The organism is Pedosphaera parvula Ellin514 (assembly GCF_000172555.1).
Classification (GTDB): Bacteria; Verrucomicrobiota; Verrucomicrobiia; order Limisphaerales; family Pedosphaeraceae; genus Pedosphaera.
In genome coordinates, this window is sequence record NZ_ABOX02000014.1 from 111,739 (window position 1) to 130,128 (window position 18,390).

The window sequence follows — 18,390 nt, forward strand, 5'->3', positions numbered from 1 at the left end:
TTTACACGCGGCTGGGTGAGGGTGAAGGTGAGCCAGCCGGACCGCGTGAAGTGCGCAGGAATATGCCGCGATCGGGAGTGATCTGAGCCACGATGCGGGTGCGTGATCCTTCAATCTCAAGGCGGTCGAAAGCGCCGAGGTTCAGACCTTCACCCAGTTGCAAAGATTTTTGCGAGAGGAATTCGAGAAAGCTGATGCGTTCGCTGACATTCATACTCTGCCAGTCGTAAAGCACTTCGCCTTTCGCGGAGCAGATGACCATTTCATTGATTTGGGCGGGACGGGAAGTGTCCTGCTTCTCTGGTATTAAGTCAGGAATATCATCAGGTGTGATGACAAACTGTGTGGGTGGCTCGGGAATGACCTCAAGTCCATCAGCCGCAGTGGGCTCAACATCGCCTTTTTCCGCCGTTTCATCGCGGACGCGGGCGGCTTCCATGAGGAGGAACTCCCATTGTCCTTCGAGGGTTTGATGAGGCGGTTCGGTAAAAGGTTTGAGGTTGAATTCGCCACCACGGAGCGAGAGCAACTTGTTCAAGGCGGCTTCGCCATTGCGATTGCCAACTTCGGCATGAACGATGGCGCCTTCCCTGATGTACATTTTGCCGTGCCATTTGCCAGCTTGGATTTCAAGGACGGAGGAATTGCGGTTCAAACATTCCATCTGGATGACATCTTCGAGGCTGACCTGACGCAAGACGCCGCGAAACCCGGAGGCTGGCTTTTGACGGGCCAACTCACGTAACGTGCCGAAAATGATTTCCAGACCCTGAGAATCGCGGGGCTTTTCCAGGAATAGCTCCGCGCCATTGCTCAGACAGGCAGCACGCGCCTTTTCATCGGCATAGGCGCTGAGAGTGACCTTTTGGACGGTGGGATACTTGCGGTTGAGCAGCGCGAGAAATTGAATGCCATCAACAACGGGCATTTGGACGTCGACAACCACGAGGTCCATGGTGTTCTCCTGCAAAGCGAGCAGGGCCTGGCCGGAGTTTTGGGCGAGGAAGATTTTCCATTCGCCCTGGCTCCAGTTGCCCATGATGCGTTCGATCATCTGGAGAAACTCGAGACTATCGTCCACAAAGAGAACTCTTTTTAGATTGGGATTTTCGGTGGACATCAGACCTTTAGCATTAACGATTTCATTTTATCCGCCCGGCTACTGTCCTCGGGGCCGGGGTTCCAGTTTAGACGGTTTAAGGCGAGTGCGGCGGCGCGCCCGACCCATTCGTCATGGTCATCCAAAGCGGAGACGAGTGGGCCCACCACTGCGATATCGGCAATACGCCCCAAAGATTCAGCGGCAGCCTGCCGGAGGTCGCGATCCATGTCGCGCAAGGTATCGGTAAGCATGGCGATGGCGAGTTCGCGCTTTTGCTTTTCGGGATCCACCTGGTCGGCGACTTCGATATGCCGTTGTTGCATATCGTTGATTTTCGCGAGGGTGTCAGCGGCAGTTTGCGAGACCCAGTAGTCCTTGTGCTTCACCCGGTCTTCGAGTTTCGGAATGACCAGCTTCGCGGTTTCTGAGATTTCCCACTGGCGATCGATCTGGCGGAGGGCGGCTTTGGCGGCTTGCCGAACGGAACTGTTTTCATCGGTAAGCGCGAGGATGAGCGGGGCCAATGGCGCGCGGGTCGGGAAGTTGACCAAGCGAGTTGGCGGCGGTCTGACGGACATCGTTATCCTGATCGGACAGGGCGAGACAAAGGAGTTCGGTGACGCGATCATGACGGATGCGGCCCAAAGCTTCTACGGCGAGTTTGCGGACGTCCCAAGAGGAGTCCTGCAGGAGTTTTTGGGCGATGGGATCAATAATGCGGACGTCGCCCATGCGGCCCAGGGCTTCGATGGCGGCGGCGCGGACGTGGTGGTCCCTGTCTTTCAAAAGTGGCAATAGTAAGCCGGCACTGGAGGCCTGGCCGATTTGACTGAGGCCTTCGATGGCGGCGACGCGGACTTGGGTGTCGTCATCCCTTCAGCGCGGATTCGAGTAATTTGACGGCGGAGGCATCGCCAGTTTTTCCGAGCGCGTTTGCGATGGAGCGACGACGAGGGGGAGGTTTTATCGAGCAACATCTGGCCGAGGGCTTCGATGGCAACTTTGCCGTACTCGGCGGCGTCCTCATGTTGCCCCATGGCGACGGAGCGGAGGACGAATTCGGTATCGGATTCGGGTCGCCAGCCGAGCGCATTGAGAGTGGTGGCGGTTTGCCAACGGACATTGTGATCGGTGTCCTTGAGCGCAGAGACGAGGGCGGGGATGGTGCGGTTGTCAGCGATCGAGCGCAGGGAGAGGGCGGCTTGGGCGCGAACTTCGGCATTGCGATCAAGGAGGAGTGCGGAAGCAAGAACCTGACCGCTGCGTTCGTCACGGAAGGTGGGAAGGGCCTTGGCGGCAGCGAGGCGGACCTGGGAATCTTCGTCCTTGAGGGCGTCATGAATGGGTTTGAAAGCCTTGGAATTACCAGTGGCAGCGATGGCCTCGACGGTCTGGCGACGCGTTTGAGGATTCCTAGACTTAAGCCGTTGTAAGTTCCACCAGAGCATTCAATTTTCGAGATGCCAAATTAATTGACAGGTGCTTGACCATAATTCACCCAACCAAGCGGAGAATGGTAGTCGACCAGTCTGGAATAATAGCTGCTTTTCAGTTATAATGCTTTGTTTCAAAATAACTTACATAATCAAACTTTTCCGTTTTCTACAGATTCGAGAGGCCAGTTCCCGGACTGTTACAAGCTGTTAAGCAACTCATATGCCCTACACCGAATGCCAAAAATTAATTTCCGAAATGGGAAAAAGAACCGGAATTAGGCACTTCGTGTGTCCTTGTATCTTTGATCGGCGTGATAGAATCACGGACCCATCCAAAGCCAGTGGTGTTTTCGACTGATGGAATCAACGAGACAGTTCAGCGCACGGCAAGTTGAAGTAGCTGTGACAGAATGGCGACACAATGGCGGAAGCTGAGAACTTTACTGTCCACTGATCGAGTTGGCTGGCTGGCAAACTTGACACCGGAAATAGCGCGGGGTAGTCGTAGAATGGGATTGTTGATTAATTCAAATCAACTGAACAAAAGGAGAAGATATTATGGCCCTCGATACATTCGTTCTACTTGCCAACCAGTACGATAGTGAAGCAGACGCGCTCGCCGACTTTGAAGCCGTCCGCAAGCTCTACACAGACCTCGGGATCATCGACACCTATGATGCGGCAGTGCTCTGCCACAGCGCCGATGGGAAGGTCAACATCATCAAACGGGTGGAGGAGCCGACCCGTCATGGTGGGGCAATCGGATTAGTCGTCGGTCTGGCGGTTGGGGCTGCTGTTGCTCTGTTTCCGCCGCTCGGTGTGGGCTTGGGCGCCGGACTGCTCGGAGGTGGTGCTTTCGGAGCTGGAGCCGGTGCAATCGTTGGGCACGTGGCCGGAGGTATGAGGCGGTCTGATCTGAAGGAGTTGGGTGAATTCCTCGATAAGGGCAAGTGCGCCCTCCTTGTGGCGGCGGCTACGGACATGGAGGCAAAGGTGGATGCGGCCATCACGCGGACGAAGAAGCGGGCCAAGGCCAGACTGCAGACCGACACCGACGCGCTTAAGAGAGAGATCGACGCCATTCACGCGTAGATGGCAAGGAAGACGCTTAAAGCAGTGAAGAAAGCTTTTCCAAAAAAGCAAACAGGCGGATCGTTTCCGATCCGCCTGTTGTGAATCTGGCTTTAAACCTTGAGGAGGTTAGTCCTTGGCTTCGTCGGCAGCATCGAAAGCGTGCTGCAGGGCCACGAGGTCTTCGCCCGGCTTGAGCGAATCGAGCATGGCCTGCTCGGCCTTGAGCTGTTCAGGAGAGTAGCTGGCGGCCTTGATCGAGAGACCGATACGACGATCGGACTTGTCGATCTTGATCACGCGGGCAGTAACTTCCTGGCCAACCTTGAGCACGTTCTTGATCTTGTCGACGCGCTCTTCGCTGACTTGGGAGATGTGGACGAGGCCATCGATCTCATGCTGGAGACCAACGAAAGCACCGAAGCTGGCGAGCTTGGTGACCTGGCCGGTGACGAGGTCACCGACTTTGTAGAATTGATCGATATTGCTCCAGGGATCGACAGCGAGTTGCTTGACGCCAACTGCAATGCGCTGATTGGCCTTGTCGATTTCGAGCACAACGGCTTCGACTTCGTCGCCCTTCTTGAGGACTTCGGAAGGATGATTGATCTTGCGGGTCCACGAGATATCCGAGACGTGGATCATACCATCGAGACCTTCTTCCAACTCGATGAAAGCACCGTAGCTGGTGAGGTTGCGAATCTTGCCCTTGACGCGGGTGCCAGGAGGATACTTGTCCATGGCTTTGTCCCAAGGATTGGTTTCGAGCTGACGAACGCCGAGGGAGATCTTCTGCTCTTCCCGATTGATACCGAGCACGACGGCTTCGATTTCCTGGTCGGCCTTGAGGACGTCCGCAGGCTTGGCGATGCGCTTGGTCCAGGAGAGTTCGGTGACGTGGACGAGACCTTCGACACCGGGTTCGAGTTCCACGAACGCACCGTAAGGCACGAGGTTGACCACCTTGCCCTTGACCTTGGCGCCGATGGGGTACTTGGCTTCGATATTGTCCCAGGGATTGGCGAGCTTCTGCTTGAGGCCGAGGCTGACGCGTTCCTTTTCCTTGTTGATGTCGAGGACGACGACATCGATATCCTGGCCGACCTTGAGGATGTCGGAAGGATGGGCGATGCGGCCCCAGCTCATATCGGTGATATGGAGCAAGCCATCGATGCCATTGAGGTCGATGAACGCACCGAAATCGGTGATGTTCTTGACCGTGCCCTTGCGGATATCGCCAGGGGTCATTTCGGACAGGAGCTTCGAGCGGCGGTCATTGCGTTCCTGCTCGATCAGTTCGCGGCGGGAAAGAACAATGTTTTGCCGTTCCTGGTTGATCTTGACGACCTTGAACTCATAAGAATTGCCAACGTAGCTGGCGAGGTTCTTGGTCGTGGTGATATCAATCTGGGAAGCGGGCAGGAAGGCTTCGACACCGATGTTGACCAGCAGGCCGCCTTTGACGACAGCTTTGACTTTGCCGGTGATGGTGCCGCCTTCGTTGCAGATGGTGAGAATTTTGTCCCAGTTCTGCTTGAATTCAGCTTTTTCCTTGGAGAGGACGACCATGCCGTCCTTGTCTTCGAGCTTTTCGATCAAGACATCAATTTCATCGCCGATCTTGACGGTTTTGATGTCATCAAATTCGTTGGCGGTGATGACGCCTTCACTTTTGTAGCCGATGTCCACCATGACTTCTTTTGGGCGGACTTCGATGACGGTACCTTTAACAATTTCGCCAGCAGCAAAGCGCATTGTGCTTTGCTTCATGGCTTCTTCCATTGTGAGCATAACTATACTGTGATAACAACTGCAGGGAGACTTGTTCAGCGTGCAAGACGCTTTCGAAGGCTCCATTGCCTAACTGACCAGACGTTGCAGGGCAACGGAGGTTGAGGGTTAGGTTATTCGTTAACTTTTCTTTTCTCAGCCTATCGCGAACAGCCGCACACGCGGTGTTCAGGCAGGGTGTACACTAATCCCCCGCCCAACGGATGCAAGCGAAATTTGGGGGTTGAACGGTCTAGGCCTTTGCTCCGCAGAGCCTCAAGGACATGCTCTTGGGGCTGAAAATCGCTGTCAGGCGTCACTTGCGCAATGCCACGGTAATAACGGTGCTGTTGTCCAAGCCAAAGGTGTATGCGCGCCCATCAATCGGGGCTTGAAAGACTTTTGCCTCCCCCGAACCATTGTCCCCGTCGACCTTTACAGCGAGGCTGGCATTGCCATCAGGCAAAAGAGTCGGCGTGATGGTGCAAGCCCGGCCATCGGCTAACGTGCGACTGGTCGGCTTGACGTTCGAAACAACAATAACCCCTAAATCGCTCCTTTTTGGGACACCCGCCGTGTGCTTGGAATAACCAGTGAATGCCACGGTAATGATGGTGCCTTTGTCGAGACCGTAAGTGCAAGCTCCCTGGTCCGCTGGCGCTTCAAAATCCAGTTTCGTTTGTGTCTTGATCGAACCATTGGTCCCGTCAATGGTTGTATTCAGGTGGACATTGCCATTTGGCAAAAGAGTCGGCGTAATGGTGCAAGCCCGGCCATCGGCCAAGGTGTGACTGGTCGGCTTGCCGCTCGAAACATCAATAACTCCCAAATCATTGCTTTTTGGGAAACCGGCTGCCTGTGTGGCTGTCTGTGTGTGCCTGGAACAACCAGCGAACGCCAATGTGAATGATGCAAGAACAATTAAGGGTGTGCGAATCTTCATATTCCAGACTTAAACAATCATCTCACGAAAAAGTTGCGTGTCCTGACGCCTAAACAGCTCATCTTCGCGACGACCGCAGTTTTCAATGAGGGTGTAAAGAATAGCTCCGCGAAACGGGCCTCAATGAGCATTTTAGCAGGTGCGCTGTTGGGGGGAGGCAATAACTTGTCTGGGTTTTTGCTCCGGGGCAGAAAGGCTGCTCTGCTCATGGCGAAATCAAAACCCAATTGCCTCAAACAAAAGAGAAAAATGTAAATAACCTGCCGTGACCCCTTTTCGGCCAAGGAGATCAAAAACCGCATTCACCCAAAATTAATGAGCCCATGGCAGCGGAGACCCGCGCGTCACTACCGGCTTTTAAAATAAATGAAAATTTTTGAAAGATTCCTCCATCTCAGTCCGTATATATAGAAGAGACTCCTTGGGCGGGAACTTGAATTCCCTCCACGGGGCGGCTCCATAATACTTAATCTGATCTGATCTGATAAAAGTCGTATGGCCACTACAGATTTGTTCAATCTTCTATTCTGGCTCGAAATCGCCAGGGAAACCACCTACAACGCCGCCCGGATTGCCAGGAAATTAAAAATCTCCCCCCGCCAGCTACAGCGCTACACCCAAAAACTTTTCCGATGCAGCCCGCAACATTGGCTGCATGAAAGACGCCTGATCGATGCCATGCACCAGCTTGAGGAGAACCATTGCGTTAAAAGTGTCGCCTTCCAGCTCGGCTTCAAGCAAGCCTGCCACTTTTCACGCGAATTCAAACGCCGTCACGGCATTACCCCCACTGAATATCTCCAGATAATCAACTGCCGCGCTTCTCGGAACACTCAAAATCACAACACTGACCTCTCGTGAAAGCCCCTGATTTTTTTGTAAAATCTGCCGCTCGCCACCAAATTTTTAATCGGCCCCTCATTCATTTGATTGAAAGTTCAAAAATTAGAATCCAAAACAGCCCTCCATCCTCCAAAATGTCCGTACCAGATACGAAATGTCCGTACCAGATACTTCAATTCCCTTGTTGCCCCTGCTGACTACATCCATCATTGCGAGAGATAAAAATGTATGAAAGCCGGCGCTCAAACCAGTTTACGCCCATTTCCAGGAGTCACTATGATCTCAAAACTAAAACTATTGCCCTGCGCAACCCTCCTCCTCCTCGGCCTCCCTGCTTACGCTGCCGTCACCCCACAGTCGTCCGCGCCGATCGCTTCCATGACTGAATTCCAGAGGACCAATACGCTAGTTGGCTCGTCTTCATTGCAACAAGCAGCCCTGGCCCAGCCTGCGGTGGTCGATGCTTCGAGCGGCCAGCCTGCTAAGGAACGCAAGATCAAAATAGAAGGCAACGGCGCAGCGGCAGATTTTGGACCGCATCATGTTGGTTTTGCCTCCAGCCTCAATACTCCCTGGGCCGTGGACATGGTCATGGCCGATGGCCAGCGCCTCCGCAGCCATATTCTGGGCCTGGCTTATTATGATCCGACCACCGGCCAGAGCGTCCTCCTTGCCAACCTGAAGGACTGCCAGGGCGAACTCCTCCCGCCCAACCAGATCATCTACCGCAACGCCTTTGACGGAGCCTCCGCCGACGTCGTTTACACCTATACGGAAACCTCAATGGAGCAGGATATTGTGATAAGAAAACAATTACCTGCACCAAGCAAATACTCACTGAACGCAGCTACCACTCGCCTGGCCGTATTGACCGAGTTTTTGAATCCCCCCGTTCCCCGCAAACTCCCATCAACCGTGGACCTGCGGGCCCTGAATCAAGCCGCCAATATTCAAGGAGAGGACACCCTGGGGGATGAATCGATTCTATTTAACACCATGCGCATCGGCCTGGGCAAGGCCTTCACTCTGGGCGACTCCTCCGCCCAGATACCGGTTGGCAAAAGCTGGCAGAAGTTGGAAGGCCGTGATTTCCTTGTCGAATCCACCCCCTATGCCTTGCTCAAACCACAACTGGACAACCTCCCGCCCGAGACGGCCAGCCTGACCCCGCGCCAGCACAAGACACTCAAGCAGGCCCTTTTGCAAGCCTCAGTACCAGCCAAGGATTCCACTCGATCGGCCAAACCATTTCTCCTGGCCCAGGGTCCGCTGCAGAAACCGGGCGTGGTGCTCGACTACTTGATTGTCAGTGCGCCACTCCTGAATATCAACTTTGGTGGCGCCACCACCAACAAGATCGGTTTTGCCGCCGTAGGTCAAACTACGAACGATTACTGGAACGGCTATAACTTTCCCGGCATCACCCCCGCTGCGATTACGAACCTGAAATGGTCCGACACCAATAATTCCGGGGCAGGTGTCACGGTTGTGAATGGCGCTGGTCAATGGGGAAACGGGGTCGCCGACGGCATGTATGGCCCCTACATCTACTCCCAGGCCCAGCCCGGCAGCATCACCGTCACGCTGACCAATGTGCCCAGTGGCACCTACGACTTCTATGTCTATGGCCACAGTCCTACGGATGCCGACAACGGCACCTTCACGCTCACCAGCGGCACGACCAACTACGGCACCAACGGCACCACCATTTATGCGGGCTGGAACTCGACCAACTGGGAGGAAGGCCAGCAATACGTCACCTTCCGCAGCGTTTCCGTCGTCAGCACCCAGTCGGTCGTCCTGACGGTGCTGCCGGATCATGCCGGTTACCCCATCCTCTGCGGTCTGCAGATGGTGCTTTCCAGCGCCATCACCAACTCGACTCCGCCCATCGCCAGCCTGATCGACATCAATTTTGGCACCAATACCGCCGCCAAGGTCGGCAAGGCGGCCGTGGGCCTCACCACCAGCGACGTCTGGAATGGCTACAATGTTCCCGGTTCCTCAGCCCTCAATTCCGTTGCCAATCTGAAATGGTCCGATGGCTACACCTCTGCCGTGGGCTTGACCGTGACCAATGCGCCGGGCGTTTCCAACAACCTCGTGGCCGATGGCATGTATGGCCCCTACATCTATGCCAAGAGCGCGGGCAACATCCTTGTAACCCTCACCAATCTGGCCAATGGCACCTACGACTTCTACGTTTATGGCCATAGCGGCACCAACCTAGACAATGGCGTTTATCAGCTCACCTGTGGCACCAACAGCTACGTGACCAAGGGCACCACCATCTGGGGAGCCGGATGGAAAACCACCGTTTGGGAGGAAAGCCAGCAATATGTTGTGTTCCGTGCCGTGTCGGTCATGACCAACCAGCCCGTGGTTTTCACGGTGCAGCCGGATGCCTCGGGTTATGCCCTTATCAGTGGACTCCAGGTTGTGCTTCCGATGTCATCGACCATTACCGATAGCGATGGCGACGGCATTCCGGATTGGTGGGAAATTCAATACGGACTGAATCCCCATGATCCCAGCGATGCTTCAGCCGACCCAGACGGTGATGGTTGGACCAATTTGCAGGAATACCAAACGGCACCAATCCTCACGATCCCAATGATCTTGGCCTTCACGTCATCATCACCAATCCCAGGAACAACTCCATCCTGCCTTAATCAACAATTTTTAACCCCATAATTTTTCCAAACCTATGAAATCATTAGCCAAATATCTGGGTGTTGCACTGGGAATGGCGCTTCTTGCCGCCGGCACTTCCCTTCCGGCTGAGACCACTGTCCCCAAGGCGGAGGACGCTGCAGCTCAAATTTCCCAGTATCATCTCTTTGAGGCCCCCATTCTCTGGGTGGGCGAGCAGCCGCCCGCGCCCAATGAGACACAGGAGCTCTGGAATAGCCTCCAAACCCTGGCGCGAGTGAAGCCCGAAGAGCGCTTTGGTGTGCTCCAGGAGTTTGTAAAGCAATATCCCGATTCCGCCTGGACCCCGTCCATGCAAGCCCTATTGGCCCGCTATTACCGCAACAACGGGCATTACAGCCTGGCTTTGGAACATTGGGAGAAGGCCTGGGCTGTCACCAAAAAAATGGAGGGCAATGGCAAGCGGGTGGCCGATTACACGCTGGCCAATTGGACGGAACTGTTGACCAGCCTGGGAAGGGTGGAGCGGTTGACTGAAATCTATGCCGAAACCAAGGGGCGGCGACTGGACCGCGGGCCGCTGCAACAGTTATTCAACTCCAACTACGAAGCCTTCCGGGTAATGGCCAACAACTCGGGCCGCTCCTACCGCTGTGGCTCACTGGCGCTGTGGAATGTGGGGAAGGAACTCAAGGGCAAGGAGTTCAAGGGCTACGAACTCGTGGGCATGGCTTCACCGGAAACCGGCTTCTCCCTTTCCAAACTGGGTGAACTTTCCCAGAAGTATGAACTGGATCTGGTGCCGGCCCAGCGTGTGGAAGGAGAGGAACTCGTGGTGCCCTCCGTGGTCCATTTGAAGCAGAACCACTACGCCTCCATCCTGGCCAAAAGAGGGGATAAGTACAAGGTCACCGACCCGACCTTTGGCCATGAGCAATGGCTCAGCAGTGAGGCCATCAATGCCGAAGCTAGCGGTTTCTTCCTCCTGAGCAGCAACAAACTCTCCCCGAGTTATCATCAATTGGCTGCCCTGGATGCCAGCAAGATCTTCGGCAAAGGCGCTCCCAATACCTTTAATTCCACCAATAGTGGCCCTCCCTGTACCAATCCTTGTCCTGCATGCTGTCCAGGACCAGGTAATGGACCAGGACCAGGTAATGGACCAGGGCCAGGTAATGGACCAGGGCCAGGACACGGACCAGGACCAGGTCACGGACCAAGTGCAGGACCAAGCCCCCAAAATGGGTGCCCCACTTGTACGAAGTTGAGTGACAATGACGCGGCCAGCCACATTGAACTGGCCAGCGGCATCGGCATGCCCATCTGGTGGGTGTCCGAACCCTATGAATCGGTCTGGATGCAGGATGAGCCTCTGGGTTATCAGCCCGCCAAAGGGCCACGGGTCTCCTTCACCATGTTCTATAAACAACGCGATACCCGGCCGCAACTGCCTTATTTCTTCAGCCTGGGACCGAGCTGGAACTCCGCCCTCATGTCGCGCATTGAATACAGTCCCACTGGCTACTGGCCGGATGAGTCCTCCAAACTCTATGTGGCGGGAGGAGGGGAACTGACCTTCAAGGCCAGCGACACGGAAAACTTTATGACCTCCTACTTCACCACCGAACAGATGCAATTCCAGACTAATGGAGCGGGGGTAATCACCAATTTTGCCATGCTCTACCCGAATGGTAGCGTGGACAATTACGGACTCATTCTCAGCAATTTTGGCCCGGCCAACACCGCCTTCATCACGCAAAAGGTGGACGCGTCGGGTAACCATATCAGCTACTACTATGATTATTTGGATGATGCCATGACAGGCCATGTGCGCCTGAACTATCTCGTGGATGGAGATGGTAAGACCAACTACGTGCGCTATGCCGATCCCAGCTACCCCAATCAGATCACCTCCATGGAGGATGCCTACGGGCGGACCAATTATCTGGCCTATGACGATGTCAATGGCGGCTTCCTCACCAACACCACTGATGTGATCGGCATGAGTAGCAGTTTCCTCTACGATGACAATGGTTCCATCACCAACCTGACCACACCATACGGTACCACGAGCTTCCAGCTCGACTCGATCGCTTTCATGCTTGAGGGCTATTTTAATCGCTCGGTCCTCGTTACCGAGCCTAATGCTGCCCAGCAGCTTTTCCTCTACCGGGATTATGCGCCAGATTTTCCTTTCGACATTCCGGCGGAGTTGGTTCCCACCAACTGGCCCAATACCTATGAAACCAGTTACTACTACTATCGCAACAGCTTTCACTGGAACCGGCTGCAGTACAAGAACATTTCTGCTGCCGGTCTAGCCAGCCTGGCGGATCCCACCCTTGGGGATCTGCCGCTCGCCGACTATAAAAAGGCGGAAATGAAGCACTGGCTGCATGAGACTCTTGCAAGCATTAGTGACACCATCAGCTGGGTAAGGTCCCCGAGCCCGGATGCGGAGGGAACCGTTGATGGCCAGTTTACTTTCTACGACTATCCAGGCAAAGAGCCAGTTCTCCCCATCTTGGTGGGCACCAGCAAACTGCCTTCCCGGATTGGACAAGTGCTGCCCGACGGTTCTACTTCCTATACCGAGTATGATCGCAATCAATGGGGTTATCCCACCAACATCCTCTCCAGCTACACCCTGGCTGATGGTACCATTGGTACCCGGACCAACCAGTACGTGTATGACAGCAACGGCCAGGATCTGCTGCAGGAAATCGGGCCCAGTGGTGAAATTCTAAACGCCTATAATTACGATACCAATCATCAGGTGCTGCGTTGGACCAATGCCGTGAATGAAATCACGACCTACACCTACAACGCTGCCTATCAGCTCATCAATACAAAGACCCCTGCAGGTCTCAACATTACCAACATTTACGATGCAAATGGACTGCTCGTGAACAATATTGAAGTCGAAATCAATAAGACCAATTCCTACACGTATGACTTGACTCTGGTGAAAACACATACGGATGAGCGTGGGCTTACCACCACCAACCTCTATGATGCCCTGCAGCGCATCACGAACAGCAGCGATCCCCGTGGGGCCATCAAATACACCTATAACAAACTGGATCTCGTGAGAGTTGTGGACCGCATGGGCTTCACCAACTCCTATGGCTACAACTCCCTGCGCCAACAGACCGCCTGGACCAATGCCTTAGGGAAGGTGACCATCTTCGATTACTGTGATTGCGGGGCTTTAAGCGGCATTCAGGATGCCCTGGGCAACTGGACGCATTACTATTATGACAATGCGAGCCGTTTGATTGCCACTGTTCTGGCTGATAACAGCAGTCTGACCAACAATTACAACCTGATGAATCAATTGACCAACACGGTCGACAATGCCAGCCACAGCGAAACCAACTGGTTCAATAACCAGGGCCTAAAATATGCTGTCAGCAACTACTTCGGCCGGGTGCAAACGCTCGCCTTTGATCTGCGGGACCGGGCCACCAACATCGTCGATGCCAATGGCGTCTTGGTGGACATTCTGTATGACAACTTGAATCGTCCAACCAAGCGCACCTATCCCGATAGCGGAAAGGAGTCGCTTGCCTACTCCGTCAAAGGCTTGGCTTATTACACCAATCAAATCAATGAAGTCACCTCTTATGGTTATGATGTTGCCGGGCGCAAGACCTCGGAAACCAATGCCAACACAGAATTCACTCTCTTTTCCTATAAGCCTTCAGGCGACCTCCAGACCTTGACTGACGGCAAGGGCCAGATCACCACTTGGAACTATGACCTCTATGGCTCTGTGTCCAACAAACTCGATCAGTTGGGTAATGTCATTCTCATCTACCGCTATGACGCCAACCAGCGGTTTACCAATCGCTGGAGCGCTGAAAAGCTCAACACCTACTACGGCTACGATGCCGTGGGCAACCTGACCAATGTGACCTATCCCGTAAGCCCGGCCATCTCGCTCGCCTACGATGCAGTTAACCACCTGACCAACATGGTTGACGCCGTGGGAACTACCAAGTTTGGCTATACAGCCGTGGGCGATCTGCTCAGTGAAGATGGTCCGTGGAGTAATGACACCCTTACCTATGGTTATACCGTCCGCCAGCGCACCAGCCTGGGCCTGCAACAACCCAGCGCCTCGGACTGGTTCCAAACTTATGCCTACGATGGAGCGAGACGCTTAACCAACACGACTTCTCCCGCCGGAGCATTTGGTTATCAATATGGTTCGGGCCAGCCCAATTCCCCGTCCCTCTTGGTGCAAAAGCTCCTGCTTCCCAATGGCGCCTACATCACCAATACTTATGGCACCGATGGCATGGCCCGGTTGGAAGGCACCTGGCTCAACAACAGTACCAACGGCACCTTAAATTCGCATACCTATTTCTATGACCTGGCTGGAGAGCGCACGAATCAGGTCCACACGGGTCTTACCAATATCTACAAGTATGACAATGTCGGGCAACTCATCAGTGCCAAAGGGTCGAGCGTCAAGTATAATGAGCAGTTTGGCTACGGTTACGATGCTGCCCACAATCTAATTCGGCGCACCAATGATGCCCTGGTGCAAACCTTTGGTGTCAATTCCTTGAATGAATTGACCAATGTCATCCGCGATACCAACACGACCTTGACCGTCATCGGCACCACCGGGTCTCCGGCCACTAATGTCACCGTGAATGGGTCGCCAGCCCTCCGCTACGTGGACTCCACCTTTGCCCAGCGTGGTCTGCATCCGGTCGATGGCAACAACACCTACACCGCCATTGCCTATGATAGCCTGGGCCGCATCGATACCAACTCGGTGACGGTCTACCTGCCCGTCACCGCCACTTATCTCTATGACCAGAATGGCAACCTGATTGGCGATGGAAAACGCACTTTTGATTACGATGATGAAAATCAACTCATCCGCGTCACCGTGACCAACGCCTGGAAGAGCGAGTTCACCTACGATGGCAAGTTCCGTCGTCGTATCCGCAAGGAGTTTATCTGGCAGGGCAGCGCTTGGTCGCAAACTAATGAAGTGCACTACGTCTATGATGGCAATCTAGTCATCCAGGAACGGGATGCCAATAATCTCCTTCTTGTTACCTATACACGGGGAAATGATTTAAGCGGAAAATTACAAAAAGCTGGGGGTATCGGTGGATTATTGGCCCGCAACGATAGCGCCTCTCAGCAGAACGCTTTCTACCATGCTGATGGAAATGGAAATATAACCGCCCTCATCAATGCCCAACAGGTCATCGTTGCAAAATATTTGTATGATCCATTCGGGAATATTCTTTCCAAATCCGGCCCCTTGGCGGAAGCCAATCTCTACCAGTTCTCAAGCAAAGAGTTCCATCAGAATTCTGGACTGGTTTGCTATCTTCATCGGTACTATGATCCTAATTTGCAAAGATGGCTAACTAGGGATCCGTTGGGTGAGTTGGGAGGCTATAATCTTTATCAATTCGTGGGTAACGATCCTATGGAAGGAGTTGATCCATTCGGTCTTGCAAGATGGTTTCCGCCGATTAGACTGCCTCTCCCCGTAGTTGGCGCGATGGGCGGTCTGGCAGCCCTTTTGGGTTCGGCGGGTTCTATTACGATGAGCTTGTGTCCGGGTAATACTTGTCATCAAGGCACGTGCGTGGCTTGCTGCACTGCAGGTTTGGCGATTGGAACGGCTGGCGTCGTTACGGGAGTTGCATTGTTAGAGTCTACTGGTGTGGGGGCAATTGTGGGTATCCTTGCTGGGGCTGCCGCACAAGCGGATTTACTCATCAGCTACAATAGCTGTATATCTGCGTGCAAGAGTAAGGCTCCGTAATAGGATTTTCTTGTGACTTGGCATACTATATTCGTAGTGCTGGGATTGCTTTGCTCTCTCAGCAGCTTTATCATATATTCTTACCAATCAAAAAGGTGGAAAAGAGTCTTTATTGCGATCTTTTCCGTCGTGCCATGCATTGTATGGCAGCTTACCGTTCAGCCTGTAACTTCATATGCATTCATGGTAGGAGGATGCGCCATACTTGTAATCTTATTTATCGATCAAAGGTGTCAGTCCAGCGATAAAAATCAGCCCCGTAACCGATAGCGTCACTCACATGGATATAAGATGTTGTTGTCGGCAAAAGGTCGGCCCTTAGCATTTACACTAAATCTACCGCAAAATGCTGTCCTCCACACAAGCCGAGAGAATTGCGCCTCAATTACACTGTGGCATCCATTTCTTGCATGTGGCAGGATCATATAATAACAAGCTTGATGAGCATTAAAGTAACTTCTGCTGAGAACTCCAAAAATTCCTTTAAAGATCCAGCAGTCATCTTATCTTTGTTGGTGGTGGGAATTTTATATGCCAATCTCTCCGTCATCTTCAACTCCTCCATTCAATCATTTCGCATCCCAATTTTCCCTCTGCCTGAATCAGCGCAAGACCCCTTTCAAATCTTTGGGGTCTTTTCCTATTACGAGACCAACAACTCGCAGCTGACCATTTGGGGGCAGGCCACCAATCCCGAGACTGGCGAGTTTTACTGGAAACAATTGCCATCCGATGATTATTTTCCTTTCGCACGCGGTGATCAGAACAGTCGCATGTGGGCCAACCGCCAATACAGGCTTCCCGACCACCAGAAGCATAACGATGCCTGGCAGTTCATGGGCCGGCGGATCAAGGATCGCTACAATCAACTCCATCCAAAGGACTGCCTTGCCAAGGTCGGTCTCCAGTCGCTAACCTGGCCGAGAAGTGCCGACGGTTTTTATGCCCAGCAAACAGCCAAGGGAGCGGAAAGACATTTCTGGATCATCGCCGAATGACCGTTCCATGGGTCAGGTCCAGACGTTCAGAAGTGCCTGGAATCATTTCTGGTTCCGGAACGTGCCCCCGCATTCATTGGCGGCTTTCCGCATTCTCTTTGGCCTCTATCTGCTGGCTTACTTTCTTGCATTTGCCCCCAACGTGGAACTCCTGTTCTCCAACCACGGAGTCTACGCTCCTTACCTTCTGCCAGACCTTGGTCTGCCCGTATTCTGGGCCTGGCTCCTCTATCTATTCACCCTCCTCGTAATTTTCGGCTTCACTCTCGGCTATAAAACGCTTTTTCTAACACCCTTGGTGCTGTTGCTCTACTTCTATTATTTCACCCTGAACTTTGCCACCAACAATACCTCCTTCGATCGCCTCAACCTGATCCTGCTGGTAATCCTGTGCTTTGCCCGGCTCGATGGTGCCTGGGCGCTTGGCAAACGTGCCGTTCCCGGCAAAGGCAGAGAACCGGGCGTATCCATCTGGGCCATCCGCCTGATCACCATCCAAATGAGCTTTTTATATTTTGGCGCAGGATTCTGGAAGCTCATCAGCCCTTACTGGCACACCGGGGAGATGATGCACTGGACCCTGATCGGCCCCTGGGGAACGCCTCTGGCCTTTTCCTTTGTGCGCCTTAATCCTCCTGCTGGCCTGTTCACCCTCCTGACCTGGAGTGTGATCCTCTTGGAACTGACAATGCCCCTGATGCTATTCAATAAACGGCTTCAGGTTTACGCTTTTGCCGCAGGTTTCCTCTTCCATCTTTCCATCGCTGTGCTGCTGAACATCCCGGAATTTATGAATTGCGTCTGTGCTTACGTGCTCTTTGTAAATCCCGCTATGGTGCAGCGATATGGAAACGCTTTGTTCCAAAATCTTGGAAAGGTATTCACGAGGCTTGCTCACGAATAGTGCCGTGCCAGCTTCGTTGACAGAGCGATTCATAAAGGGGTATGAACCGGAATGATGGGTTATGAATGACACGCCTAGATACGATGGCACTCATGCCAAAAAGGGCTCGCCCATTAGGGCATTGGGTCAAGAGATAAAAAGGTATCGTTCCCAATTATTTTTCTTTTGGGTTGCTTACGACTGCCAAGGAGCTGGTTTTCTTAAGTGCCAACTCGAACCCGTCATTTCAATTTTGATTCCGGACCCGCTTTCATTGAAGCGATCCGTTCAGTCACCCATCTGGTTCTAGCGCTGTTTGGGAAAGCTCGGGCTTTCCCTGGAGTGGAATGTTTTCATCCCACTCCGGCACCCAATCCGCCTTCTGGCGGATCCAGAAAACATTCAGTTCCGGTCCGTGTTCATTCAGTTTTAAGGGGAGACCAGTCCGTACAACAAAAATGCCAGCAGGAAGTCTGCTGGCATGTGTAAAAAGTGACAGTTGAATTACTTGGCAGGAGCGTCGGCCTTCTTTTCTTCCTTATGGCACTTCTTGCAGACCTTGCCTTCGGCAGCGGCCTTCTGGCAGCACTTATGGTCGCACTTCTTGCCCGCTTCAACGGTGGCTTCGCAGCAGCCCTTCTTGTCAGCCTTCTTGTCGTCGGCTTTGGCGATGGTGAGGGAAGCGAGGAGCGCGGCAGCGCAAACGGCAATGGTCAGGGACTTGATGAACTTCATATGATTATTGAGAGTTATATTATTATCTTCTGTTCCAAATCTTCCCGGTATCGCGGCGACTCAGCCAGGATCCGGAAGGTATCGGATTAGGCGGGAATCTAGCGAGAACAGGGGGATTGTCCACAACTTTTTGATGTAATAGCATGTGCAATTA

General features: G+C 53.3%; 13 protein-coding genes. 6 read left to right on the top strand and 7 right to left on the bottom strand.

The genetic code is table 11. The annotated features are described in order from the left end of the window. Position 1: 1 nt before the first annotated feature. Genes CFLAV_RS13290 through CFLAV_RS34105 form a run of 4 tightly spaced genes read right to left on the bottom strand, consistent with a single transcriptional unit; the run spans position 2 to position 2,550 of the window. Positions 2 to 1,120: a response regulator gene (locus CFLAV_RS13290; RefSeq protein WP_007415253.1), complete on the bottom strand. Its 1,119-nt coding sequence runs from the start codon at positions 1,118 to 1,120 to the stop codon at positions 2 to 4. Then, complete coding sequence (locus CFLAV_RS13295) at positions 1,120 to 1,626, bottom strand: HEAT repeat domain-containing protein (protein ID WP_040548538.1); 507 nt, start codon at positions 1,624 to 1,626, stop codon at positions 1,120 to 1,122. Before CFLAV_RS13295 ends, CFLAV_RS13290 begins: the two co-directional genes overlap by 1 nt. Next, the gene (locus tag CFLAV_RS34100; protein WP_083808910.1) at positions 1,595 to 1,945 is read right to left on the bottom strand and encodes a HEAT repeat domain-containing protein; all 351 of its coding nucleotides are present in this window, start codon (positions 1,943 to 1,945) and stop codon (positions 1,595 to 1,597) included. The genes CFLAV_RS13295 and CFLAV_RS34100 overlap by 32 nt, the downstream gene beginning before the upstream one ends. Next, positions 1,885 to 2,550, bottom strand: coding sequence for a HEAT repeat domain-containing protein (locus tag CFLAV_RS34105; RefSeq protein WP_083808912.1), 666 nt, complete (start codon positions 2,548 to 2,550; stop codon positions 1,885 to 1,887). The genes CFLAV_RS34100 and CFLAV_RS34105 overlap by 61 nt, the downstream gene beginning before the upstream one ends. A gap of 546 nt (positions 2,551 to 3,096) precedes the next feature. On the opposite strand from CFLAV_RS34105, the gene CFLAV_RS13310 reads away from it, so the two are divergent. Further along, a complete protein-coding gene (locus CFLAV_RS13310) occupies positions 3,097 to 3,630 on the top strand; it encodes a hypothetical protein (protein WP_007415257.1) in 534 nt (177 codons plus the stop codon). Between the two features lie 108 nt (positions 3,631 to 3,738). On the opposite strand, the gene CFLAV_RS13315 is transcribed toward CFLAV_RS13310, so the two are convergent. Both CFLAV_RS13315 and CFLAV_RS13320 read right to left on the bottom strand, forming a co-directional pair. Next, the gene (locus CFLAV_RS13315; RefSeq protein WP_007415258.1) at positions 3,739 to 5,400 is read right to left on the bottom strand and encodes a 30S ribosomal protein S1; all 1,662 of its coding nucleotides are present in this window, start codon (positions 5,398 to 5,400) and stop codon (positions 3,739 to 3,741) included. A 295-nt stretch (positions 5,401 to 5,695) separates the two neighbouring features. Beyond that, positions 5,696 to 6,322, bottom strand: a complete 627-nt coding sequence (locus CFLAV_RS13320; RefSeq protein WP_007415259.1) for a hypothetical protein — start codon at positions 6,320 to 6,322, stop codon at positions 5,696 to 5,698. 495 nt (positions 6,323 to 6,817) lie between these two features. On the opposite strand from CFLAV_RS13320, the gene CFLAV_RS34110 reads away from it, so the two are divergent. The 5 genes from CFLAV_RS34110 to CFLAV_RS13345 all read left to right on the top strand — a co-directional run bounded on the left by CFLAV_RS34110 (position 6,818) and on the right by CFLAV_RS13345 (position 17,522). Continuing rightward, positions 6,818 to 7,183: a helix-turn-helix domain-containing protein gene (locus CFLAV_RS34110; protein ID WP_007415261.1), complete on the top strand. Its 366-nt coding sequence runs from the start codon at positions 6,818 to 6,820 to the stop codon at positions 7,181 to 7,183. Positions 7,184 to 7,441: 258 nt separating this feature from the next. Beyond that, positions 7,442 to 9,859 (top strand): thrombospondin type 3 repeat-containing protein, encoded by a 2,418-nt coding sequence (locus CFLAV_RS13330; protein ID WP_007415262.1) that lies wholly within the window; start codon positions 7,442 to 7,444, stop codon positions 9,857 to 9,859. Between the two features lie 13 nt (positions 9,860 to 9,872). Then, positions 9,873 to 15,620: an RHS repeat-associated core domain-containing protein gene (locus CFLAV_RS13335; protein WP_007415263.1), complete on the top strand. Its 5,748-nt coding sequence runs from the start codon at positions 9,873 to 9,875 to the stop codon at positions 15,618 to 15,620. Positions 15,621 to 16,060: 440 nt separating this feature from the next. Next, on the top strand, positions 16,061 to 16,618 hold the full coding sequence (locus CFLAV_RS13340) for a hypothetical protein (RefSeq protein WP_040548543.1): 558 nt from the start codon (positions 16,061 to 16,063) through the stop codon (positions 16,616 to 16,618). Continuing rightward, entirely contained in the window at positions 16,563 to 17,522 is a 960-nt protein-coding gene (locus CFLAV_RS13345; protein ID WP_083808914.1) for an HTTM domain-containing protein, read from the top strand. Before CFLAV_RS13340 ends, CFLAV_RS13345 begins: the two co-directional genes overlap by 56 nt. A gap of 483 nt (positions 17,523 to 18,005) precedes the next feature. Here the strand turns inward: CFLAV_RS13345 and CFLAV_RS13355 are convergent, their stop codons facing one another. Continuing rightward, positions 18,006 to 18,236, bottom strand: a complete 231-nt coding sequence (locus CFLAV_RS13355) for a hypothetical protein (protein ID WP_007415267.1) — start codon at positions 18,234 to 18,236, stop codon at positions 18,006 to 18,008. Between the last annotated feature and the right edge of the window lie 154 nt (positions 18,237 to 18,390).

Excerpts from the sequence above, each read along its gene's own strand:
- CFLAV_RS13290 (WP_007415253.1), bottom strand. The coding sequence starts at position 1,120 with ATGTCCACCGAAAATCCCAATCTAAAAAGAGTTCTCTTTGTGGACGAT.
- CFLAV_RS34105 (WP_083808912.1), bottom strand. The coding sequence starts at position 2,550 with ATGCTCTGGTGGAACTTACAACGGCTTAAGTCTAGGAATCCTCAAACG.
- CFLAV_RS13310 (WP_007415257.1), top strand. The coding sequence starts at position 3,097 with ATGGCCCTCGATACATTCGTTCTACTTGCCAACCAGTACGATAGTGAA.
- CFLAV_RS13315 (WP_007415258.1), bottom strand. The coding sequence starts at position 5,400 with ATGCTCACAATGGAAGAAGCCATGAAGCAAAGCACAATGCGCTTTGCT.
- CFLAV_RS13320 (WP_007415259.1), bottom strand. The coding sequence starts at position 6,322 with ATGAAGATTCGCACACCCTTAATTGTTCTTGCATCATTCACATTGGCG.
- CFLAV_RS34110 (WP_007415261.1), top strand. The coding sequence starts at position 6,818 with ATGGCCACTACAGATTTGTTCAATCTTCTATTCTGGCTCGAAATCGCC.
- CFLAV_RS13330 (WP_007415262.1), top strand. The coding sequence starts at position 7,442 with ATGATCTCAAAACTAAAACTATTGCCCTGCGCAACCCTCCTCCTCCTC.
- CFLAV_RS13335 (WP_007415263.1), top strand. The coding sequence starts at position 9,873 with ATGAAATCATTAGCCAAATATCTGGGTGTTGCACTGGGAATGGCGCTT.
- CFLAV_RS13340 (WP_040548543.1), top strand. The coding sequence starts at position 16,061 with ATGAGCATTAAAGTAACTTCTGCTGAGAACTCCAAAAATTCCTTTAAA.
- CFLAV_RS13345 (WP_083808914.1), top strand. The coding sequence starts at position 16,563 with ATGCCCAGCAAACAGCCAAGGGAGCGGAAAGACATTTCTGGATCATCG.
- CFLAV_RS13355 (WP_007415267.1), bottom strand. The coding sequence starts at position 18,236 with ATGAAGTTCATCAAGTCCCTGACCATTGCCGTTTGCGCTGCCGCGCTC.